This window comes from Moorella naiadis (nom. illeg.) (assembly GCF_051020825.1).
GTDB lineage: Bacteria > Bacillota > DSM-521 > Neomoorellales > Neomoorellaceae > Neomoorella > Neomoorella naiadis.
The window spans coordinates 21151-34923 of record NZ_JAXGFQ010000003.1 but is presented as its reverse complement, the minus strand read 5'-3'; the positions used below and the strand labels follow the sequence as shown (position 1 = coordinate 34923).

Below are 13773 nucleotides of genomic sequence, written 5' to 3'. Positions count from 1 at the left end.
CTTTGGAGGGCTAGCATCAGGCCAGGGTTACCAGGGGCTGGCCGCTGCTAACGGTGGCCCCGGCCTCCACCAGCACTTCCCGGACAACACCCCCGGTTGGCGCCGGGATCTCGTTTTCCATCTTCATGGCTTCAATAATTATTAGGATCTGACCGGCGGTTACCCGTTGGCCGGGTTTAACCTTAACCTCGACTACCGTACCCGGCAGGGGTGCGGTGACGGTCCGGTTATCCCGGGGTGGAGCAGGGGGTGCGGCTGCCAGCCGGCCTGGTTTGGCGATGACTGTAGGTCCCGGAGACAAGGAGACTGGCGGAGCAATAGTTTGCCCCGCCTGTTCCTGGTGCTCTTCTACTTCCACCTGGAAGGTTTCGCCATTAACCGTTACCTGAAAATGACGTTTCAAACCGCCGGTCGCCTCCTTTCAAAGGCCAGGGAAGCATCGATCAACTCCTGGCGGCCGGCCAGGCTCCAGCGGTGGGTCGGCCTGGTCTGGGGCCGGATGGATGTGATTTGCCAGGAGGTGCTGCCGGGCTGTAGATAGACAGCCAGGGCGGCAGTAATGGCGGCAACGATCTCCGCCGGTATGGTTTCCGGGCGGGAGGCTTGCTGGTAATAAGCGAACAAGTCCGTTCCCTCCTTTTCCTAAACAGGGAAGTTGCCGTGTTTTTTACCCGGCCGGCTTTCCCGTTTGCTGAGTAGGGTTACCAGGTGCCGGACCAAATGGGGGCGGGTCAGGGCGGGGTCGATAACCGCATCCACTAGCCCCAGGCCGGCAGCAACATAAGGGTGGGCGAATTTTTCCCGGTAGGCGGCGATTTTTTCCTGACGTACCCGGGCCGGGTCTTTCGCCTGGCTGATTTCTTGCCGAAAGATAATATTGGCCGCCCCATCGGGACCCATAACGGCAATCTCCGCCGTGGGCCAGGCTGCCACATGGTCGGCTCCCAGGGAGCGGGAGCACATGGCCAGGTAGGCGCCGCCATAGGCCTTGCGCAGGACCAGGGTGAGTTTGGGTACTGTGGCCTCGGCGAAGGCATATAATAATTTGGCGCCGTGCCGGATAATACCTCCCTGTTCCTGGCCTACCCCGGGGAGATAACCAGGGGTATCCACCAGGGTCAGGAGGGGTATGTTGAAAGCGTCACAGAAACGAACGAAGCGCGCGGCCTTATCGGCGGCGTCAATATCCAGGCACCCGGCCAGGTGCTGGGGCTGGTTGGCTACAATACCTATAGTATACCCCGCCAGGCGGGCCAGGCCAATAACTATATTGACGGCAAATTGGGCCTGCACCTCCAGGAAGAGGCCATCATCAACCATGCCGTAGATAATTTCTTTGACGTTATAAGGTTTATTGGCATCCACCGGCACCAGAGTACGCAGATGGGGGTTCTGGCGTTCTGCCGGGTCGGGACCGGGTCGGAAGGGAGGATCCTCCAGGTTATTGGCCGGTAGATAATCTAACAGGGTCCGGATCAGGTGCAGGCAATCCTCTTCCGTCGGGGTCCGGAAATGGGCCACCCCGCTCCTGGTGGCGTGGGTAGCGGCGCCACCTAGTTCTAAAGGACTGACTTCCTCGCCGGTAACGGCTTTGATGACCTGAGGGCCGGTAATGAACATCTGGGCTGTATTATCAACCATAAAAATGAAGTCCATTAATCCCGGCGAGTAGACGGCCCCGCCGGCACAGGGCCCCATGATAGCGGCGATCTGGGGGATAACCCCGGAGGCATGGGTATTGCGGCGAAAAATTTCCCCGTAACCATTGAGGGCGGCTACCCCCTCCTGAATCCTAGCTCCACCAGAGTCATTCAGGCCGATGACCGGAACCCCGGTCTTCAAAGCTAAATCCAGGACCTTGCAGATCTTGGCGGCGTGCATCTCCCCCAGGGAACCGCCCATAACGGTAAAATCCTGGGCATAGACATAGACTGGCCGGCCGTTGATGGTGCCGGAACCGGTAATCACCCCCTCCCCCGGAGTTTCCATGTTCTGCATACCGAAATCGGTAGCCCGGTGGCGGATGAACTGGTCCAGTTCCAGGAAACTGCCGGGGTCTAGAAGTAGATTTAACCGTTCCCGGGCCGTATATTTGCCGGCAGCGTGCTGTTTGGCAATACGTTCCTCCCCGCCGCCGGCCACCACCCTGGCGCGCCTGGCTTCCAGGTCCGCCAGCCGGGCTGTTATGTCTTCCATAGTTCAGCTGTCCCCCTTACTATTCCTTACCTCCTTATATTACCAGGTAATAAGGGTTACTTGCAAGTACTTAAGGTAAAAAGATTAAATCTGCTGATTATAAACTGGACTGGAAATGGTTGTAACCCCCCGGTTTTAAGGCCATCTGGCGGTCCCCTTGTTTAAGGCTGAGGCCATCTGCCGCCGGGACGATGCGGCCAATGGCCGTTACCGGCGTCCCACAGGCCCGGTTCACGGCTTCCCGGATAGCTTCAACTCTGTCCGGGCGGCAGGTCAGCAAGATCTCAAAGTCTTCGCCGCCATAGAGGGCGTATTCCAGGGGGTCCTTATGATAGGTCACAGCTAGTTGCCTGGTAGCCGGGGCTATGGGTACGGCTTCGGCTTCAAGGATTAATCCCACCTGGGAAGCAGCAGCCAGGGTATAGAGTTCGGCCACCAGGCCGTCGCTGATATCGTCGGCTGCCGTAAGCCCACCGGCTGCCAGGGCGGCCCGGATTTCCGCCACGCGGGGCGAGGGCCACAAGTGGCGCTGGCGGGCCCAACTAACGGCCGCTTCTGGAGCCGGCCGGGGCTCCAGCAGGGTATCCAGACCGGCGGCCGAGCCACCTAGGTCACCGGTCACCAGTAGGATATCTCCCGGCCGGGCTCCATGCCGGTACAGGCAGGCTGCTGCTTCAACCCGGCCCAGGATGGCCAGGTTAATGATCATCGCCCGGGGTGAGGAAACCGTATCACCACCGATGATATTTACCCCGTAACGCCGGCCGCACTCCCGTAAGCCGGCGTAAAGCTCATCCACGAATTCCACTGGCTGCTCCGGTCTTAAACCCAGGGAGACCAGGGCCTGTTCTGGTATACCACCCATGGCTGCAATATCACTTATATTTACGGCCATAGTTTTATAACCAATTTCCCGGGGCGTGGCTGTGGCCAGGGTAAAGTGCACATCCTCCACTAGCATATCTGTAGCCGCCAGAGTCAGGTAACCCGGTTCTGTCCTTAAAACGGCAGCATCATCGCCAATACCCATGACCACCCCGGCCGGGTTAACAATGGCCCCGGCCTTCAAGCGTTCTATAAGTCCGAACTCACCCACTTCTTTTAGTTCCAAGGTCACTACCCACTCCTTTTCCCAGCTACTCACATCTTGCCATAACTAAAGGGCCGGTGCAAGCTCTTTAGCATCGGTCGGCCGGGGTTAGGAATTTTTGGAGCAGGGTCAAGATCTCCTCCAGGCGATCCTTAATAAAGGCGTCACTGGGGTCAAGTTCCCGGGCGGCCCAGTAACAGGCCACTGCCGGAGCGAAACGGCCGTGGTACTCATGGATCACTCCCAGGGCGAGTTGTGCTTCCAGGTCATAGGGGTCGTTTTCCACTCGGCGTAGGTAGCCTAGATATTTCTCTTCATCCTCGAGGAGTTCCTGGTTAAAGAAAGCGTTGCCGACTTTAACCCTGCGGCTGGTACCTTCCAGCACCTCCAGGGGGCAGCTGGCAATGAAAGGGATACCCCGGGTAGCTAAAGCCTTGCGTAAATACCGGCAGCAGGCACAGCGGCCATCAGTGCCCTGGCCCTGGAGACGCAATTCATTATCCCTCAGCTCGATCCTGGTGTTAGTGGGGATACGTTTCCGGGCGCGTTCCAGGTAGTAACTAATGGTCTTGCTTGCACCGGCGTGGCGGGGTTGCAAGATTATCCGGCAGGTAGCCGGGGCGGTTTGGGCGGTGGTCATTCCCTCTCCCCCATTCTTCGCTTCCATTCCCTACATCCTATGGCCGTAAGGGAGAGAAAATGACCGGGTTAATCATTCGCCGCTGGAGCTAGTAGAGGCTGGATCTAATTCTATCATCCGGGGCAACCAGTTTAATTTCCTGGCCAGGTGCAGGTATTCCTCTTCCCCGGCCCCCAGGGCTACCAGCACTGCCTCCAGGGCGTTGGCTGCCGGGCTAATGCCCTGGAAGGTTGGGGTGGTCGTCACCAGCCTGGAGGCACCACGCCGGGCCAGGAGCTCCCGGTCGGCCGGGGTCGTGCCGCTAGTAATAAACACCTGGCCATTAAGATGCCAGGGTAAATTTCGACGGATAAAGTGCCAGTTCCCGGCAATGATCCTCGCCCTAGCGTAGAGGTGCTGGAAACGGGGACGGGAATGCTCCTGGTGGGGTCCCAGGGGGTAAAGGTAAGCCAGGGGCAGGCGGGCCAGGAGGGGCATGGCCAAATAACCCAGGCGGGTAAAGGTGGGCAGGCTTACGGCCAGGGGTAGTTTTAAACCGAAGGCGGCATCCCCAGCCAGGGTGACATAGCCGGCCTGCTGTAAGGCCTGGGCCAGCCAGAAACGGTCCAGGACGGAAACCACCAGGGCCGGGCTCCCGGCCGGTAAGGGAGGGAGGAGGTCTACTGCCGTGATCTCTACCCGCCTTTTCCAACCGGAGCCATCAACCAGGGGCGTTTTCCGCACCTGGCAGGCCAGGTATTGACCTAACGGGCAGGAGTAATCTTTGCCGGCGAGGTGATAAAAGAGATTGACGCCCCCCAGGCCCAGGGCGTCAACCCAGCCGTCAAGCTCCCTGAGGAGGCGGGCGGCTACCTCCGGTTGGCCGTTACAACCGTAACGCTTCAGGAAGACCGGCGCCCCTTCCAACTCGAGGCGGAGACGGTAATCCCTGCGGGGACTCCCTAAGCTAACGCTAACAATGTGCTTAATGGCAATCGTTACTCCCTGACTAGGTCTTTTAACCGTTTGACCAGGTATTCGGCCAGGACGGCAAAGTCCTCAGTGGCTAGCATATCCGGGGCCGAGGCGTCAAAGAGGATGGTACCACCGGGCGGGAACTCTTCATCCCCGGCCCAGATGACCAGCCGTACCGGCAACTGGGGGAAGGGGTTAACTTCAATAGCGGCGTCACCCTGGTCGACTTGCTTACCGCCCAGGGCCGCTCCGGCTGGCAGGAGATTGGCCGGCCGGAGCCCGAAGGTGCGGATCAGGGGTAGAACGGCCCGGCCGTAAAAGGGCTGCTGGTAAATAAGGCCGCCGGGTAGCTCCTTAAAGGATATCCACTGGCCCCGCAGGCTGGACCCCGGGCCCAGTAAGTAATGGAGAATTAAGACCTGAAAACGGGGATCCACCGGCTCGCCAGGAAGGGTGCTGACTTTCCCTGCCGGGTAGGTTATATAGTAAACATCATTGAGGGAAGGCAGGCTGAAACGGCCCTTCTCCGGCTCCCAGGTAACTTTTTTTAATTCGGCTATCGCTTCAGGATTAGCCTGGTCCAGGCCTGCCCGCGCCCGGTCCAAGGTAACGCTTAGATTATAAGGTAGGGCCAAGTTTCCCGTCCCCCTCCGAAAAAAATAATTCTGTAATTTAGCCTTTCTTTAGAGTTACTGGAGGATACAGGCGGCGCGACTTGGGTCGAGGCGTTAGCAAACTCAGTGAAGGCGCGGCGAGGCGGCGTTAAACGGGATGGGGATCGTGATGTAAGTTGAGGAACGAAAAGTTTCACTCCCCGCTGTGCTATTTAAAAAGAGATAAAAGAGATAAAGGTAAGCGACCCCCGCCGCAGAGTAAGGCTGAGCGCATATTTTGCTAGCCGAGAACCACCGGATCCCGGAGCCGTACCTCCAGCCCTACAACTAACGCTTTCCCGGTTCGCTGGTGGCGACAAACGTTTTGAGCTTGCCGCAAGTAAAAGCTTACCATATCCGAACCAAAAATAAAAGCCGGCTGGCGCCGGGCTCATAGCTAATGCAGGGGAACAACGATGCAGTTGTTTTTTTCTTCTTCCTCGCTGGCTAGGATTTCTTCAAGTTCGTCGGCCCTGACAAACCGGTAATCAACCTCTTCCCCGTTGATCCAGGTCAACAGGTAATCCATAACCTCCGCCTCCCCCTGGTGTTTTGTATACACCATCCTGTCTTCAGGATAACACCGGCGGAAGGAAAATGCAAGAAAAATTTTTAATACCGGGGATGGCGCTCCAGTTGGTACTGTCGCCCACCCGGTAGATATATTCAGTGCCGGGTTCGAGGCTGGTAAGAGTGGCACTATAAATTTTTCTACAGCAGCTTTGGCGGTGGTAACTTTACCGGGGAAAGAGGTCTTGTCCGCGGCTTTGGCATACTGAACTATACCCTTGGTGGTAGTCAAGTCCGTTCTCCAGGTGATGGTTTGGATTGTTATGGGATCCTGGGTCTAAGTGAGGGTAATGTGATCCGGTTGGACTGAAGCTCCCCAGATCGTAACTCCTTCTTTTTTTGGTATATTTAGCATAGCACTTTATTTATTAAGGTCCTGTTTATTCCTTTGTAAAAAGTAGGCAAAACCAGAGTAAAATTTTATGTAAAAACCGGTTTCGGTACTTCCTAAAAACAAAAACCCCTCCATTGAGGGGTTTTCCTGGTGCGCCAGGCAGGCTTCGAACCCGCGACCCGCTGATTAAGAGTCAGCTGCTCTACCAACTGAGCTACTGGCGCAAAAGTGGCGCGCCCGACAGGATTCGAACCTGCGACCTCCGGACTCGGATTCCGTCACTCTATCCAGCTGAGCTACGGGCGCTCACCAATTGCAAAAGCTATTATAGTACAGATTGCCCAGGAAGTCAACCAGTTTGCCTCACCTACAATTAAATAATGCCGGTAAAATTCCCCTTCCCCGCCGTCTCCTGACTTTTAAGGGGCATTACCCTGGGCCGGGGGTTTTAACTGGTGGTTAGGTGTAAAGTAGTAGCGGTAAGCCAGCATGGTGGCCGTAATGGTCGTTAGGGCCGTAGCGGCGGCCATCATATAGGTGACAACTATCTGGTACCTGACGGCAGCCGCCGGGCTAGTGCCGGCAATGATTTGCCCGGTCATCATGCCCGGTAGCTGGACAATACCCACTGTCATCATGGTACTGATGGTGGGCAGCATGGCCGCTCGTAAAGCCGCTCGCAGGTAAGGCAGGACCGCCTGGTAGGCAGTCGCCCCCAGGGACAGGGCGGCCTCGATTTCACCCCGGTGGGCCTTGATCTCCCCTGTCAGCCGGTTGATAGCCAGGGCCGCACCGATCATGGTATTGCCGATAATCATCCCGGCGATGGGGATCATATACTGGGGCTGGTACCAGGGTTTAACCTTTAAAATAACATTGATGACAAGAGACAGGGTTATGAACCCGCCCAGGGCTATAGCCAGGAGCATCACGAAGAATAACCGGGGCCAGCGTTCCTGCTGGCGGCGGTAGGCATTGGCAGCAGCCACCAGCAACATAACAATCAAGGCGAGGATTACAAGGTACCAGCGATTAAGATTAAAGATTATCTGGAGCAGGTAACCGACGGCCATAAGCTGGATAAAGGTCCTGATGGTACCGATAAATAAATCACCATGGAGGTCAAGGCGTTGCCATAGGGAAATGGCCAGGGTTATCCCTACCAGGATCAGGGCTAGGCCGATGTCGCCCAGACCGATGTTAATGTACTGCATCCCTACCCTCCTAACTGCCCGGCCAGGAAGAGCTGGCTACGGGGGTCCCGGGGGGCGGTAAAAAACCCCCTAGCCGGGGCGGCTTCGACTACTTCGCCGTGATGGATAAAAAGGATGGCGTCGGCGACCTGGCGGGCCTGGTCCAGGATGTGAGTCACAAAGATGAGGGTTAGTCCCAGGCGGGATTTTAGATCGACCATCAGGTGCAGGATGTTGGCCGCCGCCGTGGGGTCGAGGGCTGACGTTGGCTCGTCCAGAAGCAGGACCTCCGGGTCGTTGGCCAGGGTGCGGGCCAGGGAGACCCGCTGCTGTTGGCCGATGGAGAGGCTGTCCGCCGGGCGCTCCAGGAGGTCGGTCGCCAGGCCCACCATCAGGATTAGTTCTCCGGCCCTGGCCCTGGCCTGAGCCGGGGCTATGCCCCTTAAACGGGGACCATAGGTGATATTCTCCAGCACTGTGCCGGGAAAGAGGGTGGGCAGCTGCCAGACCATTCCCACCCGCCGGCGCAGGGTAAAAATATCGAGGTCCCTTAAGTCATCACCATCAAGGATAATCTGTCCGGAAGCCGGGTCCTCCAGCCGGTTTAAAAGTCTAAGGAGGCTGGATTTACCCGAACCGGAGGGCCCCAGGACAGCAGTAATCTCTCCCCGGGGGAAGGAAGTAGTTATCCTGTTTAAGATAACAGCGGTCGTTATCTCCCCGGCGGCGTTACGGCCGGGACGTTTTAAGGTTACATCCTTGAGCTCGAATTTTGCTTCCCTCATATTTTATGCCTTCCAGTATTAGCAGGGCTGAAGAATGCGGCTGGCGGAAACAACCGGCCAAACCGGGACGGGAGAACCTGCCTAGCCCTTGTAACTGACCGCGGCGATAAAGCCGCCGTTGGTACGGCCTTCCCGGGCCGCGGCAGCCTCGATGGCCAGGGCCTCGTCAACTTTGGTACCGTCGAAGTCCGGGCCAAAGAAGAGAACGGCTTTACCCTTGACATCCCGCCCGGGCATAGCAGCCAGGAGTTCGTCCAAGGTATAAAAACGGGCGTGTTTAAAGAGGCAGTCCGGTTCCCGGGCGGCCCGGGCCTCATAGTGCCGGCTCCAGAGGCTGTTGCCGCCGATAAGGCCGATAACCATGCGACCGCCGGGTTTAAGGACACGGTAGCTCTCCGCCAGGACGACCTTGAGATCAGGGGCGAACTCCAGGGCGGTAACCGATACTATTTTATCAAAGGTGTTGTTAGCAAAGGGGAGATTCATGGCATCAGCATGGAGAAATTCAACCGCCAGGCCGGCGTCGGCTGCCTTTTCCCTGGCCCGGGCCAGCATGGGATCAGAAATATCGATGCCGGTTACCTTTACCCCCCGGCGGGCCAGTTCCAGGGAGAAGTTACCAGTGCCGCAGCCGACGTCTAAAATATGTTCCCCGGCATAGGGGTCCAGGTAAGCATAGATAGGCTCCTTTTCCACCCGGTCGACCAGGGCTCCCAGGGGACGCAGGTACCAGTCATCATAATCCCCGGCTTTACGATCAAAGACCTCAGCCATAGTTATCACAACTCCTTTCAGCAAATTGGTATACCATATTATACTGGTAATTTCGTCATTGATTTGTTTTTTCCTCTTTTCCCGCCAGCAACTCTTGTAAGTGGGACAATTCCTTTTGCAATCGGTCGATGGTGGCCTCATAATCCCGAACGATATGACCAGGAACGTGGCGGCCGGTCTGACTGAGGATGAAGCCCCTTTCTTCCTCTACTTCAGCGAGCTGTTCCTTTAATTGCTTGATAGCAGCTGCTAGTTCATTTTTATTCATTTCCTCACCCCTACCGGAAAAAATAAAAAGAGCTGATTAACACTGAGAAAATTATACAACAAAGTACGGGCTTCCACCTATAGCTATTTTTAGCAGGGAACCTTTTTAGGTGAAGGGGTCTCTGCTTATAAAAAAGGACCCCTGGGGGGTCCTTTTTTCCTCAATTTAAATTTTCTCCGAAGATAGGTTTCCGCTGAATCAAGCGATTGTTGGACGGCTTTCCGGGGGCTGGGGGTTACAGGCTCCAGGCTTCGTGGTTCTCGGCTAGCAAACTTTCTTCAGCTTACTTTTTCATGGTTCGCTGGTGAAGCGGTAGCCCTATGTCTTGAAGCTGATTAAGCCAGCTCCTGCTGGACAATAACCTGGTCGGCCATTAACTGGGCCTTGTACTGGCCCTTATTAAAACCATGCTCCAACAGCCACTGGGTCAGGTGTTTACCACCTATCTCCCCTATTCTACCTTTAGCGGCCAACCTTAATTTTAGGTTACCAGGGTCATCGCTCTTCTTCAGGATTAAACGCTGGCCCTCAACTCCAATCATCACGTAACTGGTACCGCGGAGATGTTGAAAGGCAGCACCCCGTAGGCGAATACCATTACTGGAAACGCTCAAGTCACCCCTGGCATTGCGATTGGACCAACGAGCACGGTAAATCTCCATAACATCAAACCCCCTGTGGTTAATAATAGGTTTGATGTTATTATTGCCCAGTACAGGTTTTAAAATACCTGTTGCAGCAACTCCTAATCAAATTTGCCGGGACCACAGTAACCCAGATGCTGGCCAATTCTCAGGGCAACCTGAACTACGGCAGTGGCGAATTTTCCGGTTAACTCCCCGGCTGGCAGGCGATGAGCTGGGCCCGACAGGCTGACGGCAGCGATAACCTTATGCTCATGATTGTATACTGGAGCTGCAACACAACGAACCCCATCTTCCCTTTCACCCTCATCCAGGGCAAAACCCTGGCTGCGTATCAGGGATAACTCGGCCCGCAGTTGCTGGGGGTCACTAATAGTCGCTGCTGTATATGGTAATAGAGGTACCTCGACCAAATATCCAGTTAGTTGGTGATCACCCAAGTAAGCCAGCAGCACCTTGCCTGCAGCAGTGCAGTAGGCCGGCGCCCGGGTGCCGGGGCTGGCCAGCATCTTGACAATCTGACTGGACTCTACCTGATCTATATAGACTACTTCCCATTTATCCAGTATCGCCAGGTTGGCTGTTTCGTTAAAATCATCGACCAGCCGGGTTAAGTAGGGCCGGGCGATGGCGCGGATATCCAGGCTGTACAGGGCCCGGTTTCCTATTTCGAAGACTTTGATTCCCAACCGGTAACGACCCTGGTAAGGTTCCTGTTCTACCAGGCCGTGGGCTGCCAGGGCGTTTAATAAGCGATGGACGGTACTGATATTTAACCGCAATTCAGCGCTGATGGTTGAGAGCATCATGGGGGAGCCTTCCCGGGCCATGACCTCCAGGATGGCTAGGGCCCGGTCGACTGCCTGAACGCCCCTTGTCTTATTGTCCCTGGTCCCTGGCATTGGCGACTCCCCCCGCTGATGAATTCGATGGTTGATGCTTAACCTTACAAGAGTTTTATCCGAGGAGGATCCTCCGGGCCAATTCGTCCTGGATGTCGGTGATGAAGGGGATACCGGTCTCGGCCTCGGTTTCCCGGTTGGCGGCAGCGATATCCTGCCTGCTAATTTGATCCAGGGAGAATTTGCGGGCACCGGCCATTAACTGTTGCAATCCTGCCGTCAGCTTATCGGCCAGGGTCCAGAAAGCAATGGCTCCGTAAGGGACCTGCGCCATGGCTTCAGCACCGACCTTCTTTTGCACCTCATAGTAGCCGGCAAAAATCTCTTCTGCCTGCGTACCTAGGTCGCTTACCGTGCGGGGCAGGCTGTCCCAGTTGCCGTTGACCTGGGCGCGTCTTTCTGGACAGAGCACCCCTTCAATGTTGGAACCGACAAAGCCGGGGATCATCAAGGCGCGCCCCATACATACTAGTTTGGTGTAAGGAGCACCCAGGGCCAGGGCTTTAAAGATGTGATCCTCCCGGGCCAACCCGCCGGCAAAGGCCATATCAACTACCCGTTTGCCTTGAGCAGCTAACAGGCCGGCATACTCATAGGCTTTAGCATGGAGGAGAATGGAGGGAACCCCCCAGGTCTCCATCATGTTCCAGGGACTCATGCCGGTACCGCCGCTGGAACCGTCCACAGTCAGAAAATCGAGGTTGGCCTCGCTGGCGAGTCTAATGGCCATAGCCAGGGCCTCCATACCGTAGGCCCCGGTCTTCAGGGTGATCCGCTGGTAGCCTAGTTCGCGCAGGTGTTTAATGGCCCCGAGGAAGTTTTCTTTTACCTGGTCGGAGCTGGTGAGATCGGTATAGCCCAGGCGGCTATGGCGGGCGAAGGCTTTCAGGGCCCCGCTCTTAAAGGCCTCCTGCACAGCCGGCAGGGTTGGATCCGGGTCGACTACATAGCCCCGGTTCTTTAAAAAGATAGCGTAGTCGATATCTGTGACCTGGATCTCACCACCGATATCCTTGGCACCCTGGCCCCATTTCAATTCCAGGATGACCTGGTCGCCGTATTTATCAATAATGTATTCGGCGACGCCGTTACGGGTGTCTTCTACATTCATCTGGATGATGATGGCCCCATAGCCATTATAGTACTGCAAATAGGTCTGAATCCGCTGGTCCAGCTCTGGAGCCTTAATAATGCGGCCATTTTCGATAACTGCTTCTTTGTCGATGCCGACGACATTTTCTCCGATGACAATAGGGACGCCGACCAGGGCGGCACCAATGGCGAGGGAATCCCAGTATTTGGCAGCGATAAAGGTGGAACCCAGGGCTCCCGTCATGATGGGGGTCTTGACTTTAGTTTTTACCTGGCTGCCGAATTCGGTTTCTACGTTAACATTGGGGAAAATACAATCATCGGCGCTGGTAGACAGACCATTGGCCAGACCATAAGCCCCATAGTTATATCCTTGAATCCGCAAGGCATTATACGAGGTACCGATAGGAGTCGTATTACCACTGCCGGCAGTAACAAGACCAAAATCCCGGGGATAAAGGAGTTTCCGCCCCAGCAAGCTGGCCATCCAGGTCTCACACTTTCCCTGGCAGTCAGCCCGGCATAAGGTACATAAACCGGATTCCGCCGGGTTACCGCGATTAACTGTTCCCAGGACATCATTTTGTTTGGGCCACTGCAGCATCATTTAATCCCCCGCTTTTAATAAGATTTTTGGGCCTGCACCCGGGGCCTGTTGAGGCCTTGTCACATGGTGAAAGCCCTTTTCGCAACCCCAAACTTTATTTTAAAAGGGGGAGTAGGGCTTGTCAACAAAAGCCTTTTTCATATTGTAAAAATAATTAAGCCCCCTGCATTTTGTATACGCAAGGGGCACTTAAATTAATCCTTATTTAATCTTGGAACGCAATTTCATTTTTTCCCTTACCTTGGTAACCTAGGCGTTTCGACATCTCCCGGGCTACGTCGAGGACAATATCCACCAGTTCGTTGTTTAAATAATAATTGGTAATCCTGGTGTGGGGTCCGGAGACGCTGATGGCTGCCACCATTTTACCTTCGTGATTGCGGATAGGGGCAGCAGCACAACGTACATCCTCGTCCCTTTCGCCTAGATCAATGGCATAACCCTGGCGCCGGATGCGCTGCAGTTCTTTTTTGAGGATGGGCAGGTCGGTGATGGTCTCGCTGGTGTAGCGTTCCAGGGTGATGCCGGCAAAGAGCTGGTCCAACTCGTCGTCTGTTAGTGAGCTGAGGAGCATTTTTCCCGATCCGGTAGCGTGGGCCGGGCCGCGGCTCCCTACCCGGGCAAACATGCGGACAATAACAATGTTATTAGATTCCACCTGGTCAATATAAACTACCTCCCGGCCATCGAGGATCGCCAGGTTGGCCGTTTCATTGCAACGCCGGACGAGTTCCTCCAGGAAGGGGCGGCCCATGCTTTGCAAATCCTGGGCATAAAGGGCGGTTTTACCCATGGCAAAGAGCTTCAAACCCAGTTTGTAGCGGCTGGTTTCTGGTTCTTGCTCTATATAACCCTTAACGATCAGGGTGCTAAGGAGGCGATGGACGGTACTGATATTTAACTGTACTTTATCCGCCAGATCAGTAATGGCCATGGGCGTACCCGCCTCAGCCAGGGCATCCATAATGGCCAGGGCCCTCTCTACGGCCTGGACGGTTTTCGCTTCTTCGCCGTTATTGCTTTTCTTTTCTGCCATTAACCCGTTTCCCCCGCTCTTGACTCCCATCTTTA

The 13773-nt window shown here is 55.6% G+C and carries 17 protein-coding genes and 2 tRNA genes; all 19 read right to left on the bottom strand.

From position 1 onward, the window contains the following. Positions 1–16: 16 nt before the first annotated feature. On the bottom strand, positions 17–403 hold the full coding sequence (locus tag SDD30_RS02585) for a biotin/lipoyl-containing protein (RefSeq protein WP_434073372.1): 387 nt from the start codon (positions 401–403) through the stop codon (positions 17–19). Continuing rightward, the gene (locus SDD30_RS02580) at positions 400–624 is read right to left on the bottom strand and encodes a hypothetical protein (RefSeq protein ID WP_434073371.1); all 225 of its coding nucleotides are present in this window, start codon (positions 622–624) and stop codon (positions 400–402) included. The genes SDD30_RS02585 and SDD30_RS02580 overlap by 4 nt, the downstream gene beginning before the upstream one ends. Before the next feature lie 18 nt (positions 625–642). Then, positions 643–2196, bottom strand: a complete 1554-nt coding sequence (locus SDD30_RS02575) for an acyl-CoA carboxylase subunit beta (RefSeq protein WP_434073370.1) — start codon at positions 2194–2196, stop codon at positions 643–645. Between the two features lie 97 nt (positions 2197–2293). After that, a complete protein-coding gene (gene thiL, locus SDD30_RS02570) occupies positions 2294–3313 on the bottom strand; it encodes a thiamine-phosphate kinase (protein WP_434073369.1) in 1020 nt (339 codons plus the stop codon). Positions 3314–3374: 61 nt separating this feature from the next. Beyond that, complete coding sequence (locus SDD30_RS02565; RefSeq protein WP_434073368.1) at positions 3375–3926, bottom strand: tetratricopeptide repeat protein; 552 nt, start codon at positions 3924–3926, stop codon at positions 3375–3377. A 72-nt stretch (positions 3927–3998) separates the two neighbouring features. Further along, positions 3999–4886: a DUF8754 domain-containing protein gene (locus tag SDD30_RS02560; protein ID WP_494517266.1), complete on the bottom strand. Its 888-nt coding sequence runs from the start codon at positions 4884–4886 to the stop codon at positions 3999–4001. 17 nt (positions 4887–4903) lie between these two features. After that, positions 4904–5515 carry a DUF3786 domain-containing protein gene (locus SDD30_RS02555; protein ID WP_434073366.1) on the bottom strand — a complete coding sequence of 204 codons (612 nt, stop codon included), beginning with the start codon at positions 5513–5515 and terminating at the stop codon, positions 4904–4906. Between the two features lie 415 nt (positions 5516–5930). Next, positions 5931–6062: a hypothetical protein gene (locus SDD30_RS02550; RefSeq protein ID WP_434073365.1), complete on the bottom strand. Its 132-nt coding sequence runs from the start codon at positions 6060–6062 to the stop codon at positions 5931–5933. A gap of 43 nt (positions 6063–6105) precedes the next feature. After that, positions 6106–6240, bottom strand: a complete 135-nt coding sequence (locus SDD30_RS02545) for a fibronectin type III domain-containing protein (protein ID WP_434073530.1) — start codon at positions 6238–6240, stop codon at positions 6106–6108. A gap of 345 nt (positions 6241–6585) precedes the next feature. Beyond that, positions 6586–6661: transfer RNA gene (locus SDD30_RS02540), tRNA-Lys, on the bottom strand. 5 nt (positions 6662–6666) lie between these two features. After that, positions 6667–6743 (bottom strand) — tRNA-Arg (locus SDD30_RS02535). 113 nt (positions 6744–6856) lie between these two features. Next, a complete protein-coding gene (locus SDD30_RS02530) occupies positions 6857–7651 on the bottom strand; it encodes an ABC transporter permease (RefSeq protein ID WP_434073364.1) in 795 nt (264 codons plus the stop codon). A gap of 2 nt (positions 7652–7653) precedes the next feature. Next, entirely contained in the window at positions 7654–8415 is a 762-nt protein-coding gene (locus SDD30_RS02525; RefSeq protein ID WP_434073363.1) for an ATP-binding cassette domain-containing protein, read from the bottom strand. An 81-nt stretch (positions 8416–8496) separates the two neighbouring features. After that, complete coding sequence (locus tag SDD30_RS02520; RefSeq protein ID WP_434073362.1) at positions 8497–9189, bottom strand: class I SAM-dependent methyltransferase; 693 nt, start codon at positions 9187–9189, stop codon at positions 8497–8499. A 55-nt stretch (positions 9190–9244) separates the two neighbouring features. Next, positions 9245–9457 (bottom strand): hypothetical protein, encoded by a 213-nt coding sequence (locus SDD30_RS02515; RefSeq protein ID WP_434073361.1) that lies wholly within the window; start codon positions 9455–9457, stop codon positions 9245–9247. Between the two features lie 335 nt (positions 9458–9792). Further along, positions 9793–10119 carry a hypothetical protein gene (locus SDD30_RS02510; protein ID WP_434073360.1) on the bottom strand — a complete coding sequence of 109 codons (327 nt, stop codon included), beginning with the start codon at positions 10117–10119 and terminating at the stop codon, positions 9793–9795. 83 nt (positions 10120–10202) lie between these two features. Beyond that, positions 10203–11003, bottom strand: a complete 801-nt coding sequence (locus tag SDD30_RS02505; protein ID WP_434073359.1) for an IclR family transcriptional regulator — start codon at positions 11001–11003, stop codon at positions 10203–10205. A 55-nt stretch (positions 11004–11058) separates the two neighbouring features. Next, a complete protein-coding gene (locus SDD30_RS02500; protein WP_434073529.1) occupies positions 11059–12699 on the bottom strand; it encodes a glutamate synthase-related protein in 1641 nt (546 codons plus the stop codon). Between the two features lie 208 nt (positions 12700–12907). Beyond that, on the bottom strand, positions 12908–13738 hold the full coding sequence (locus tag SDD30_RS02495; protein ID WP_434073358.1) for an IclR family transcriptional regulator: 831 nt from the start codon (positions 13736–13738) through the stop codon (positions 12908–12910). Positions 13739–13773: the final 35 nt, after the last annotated feature.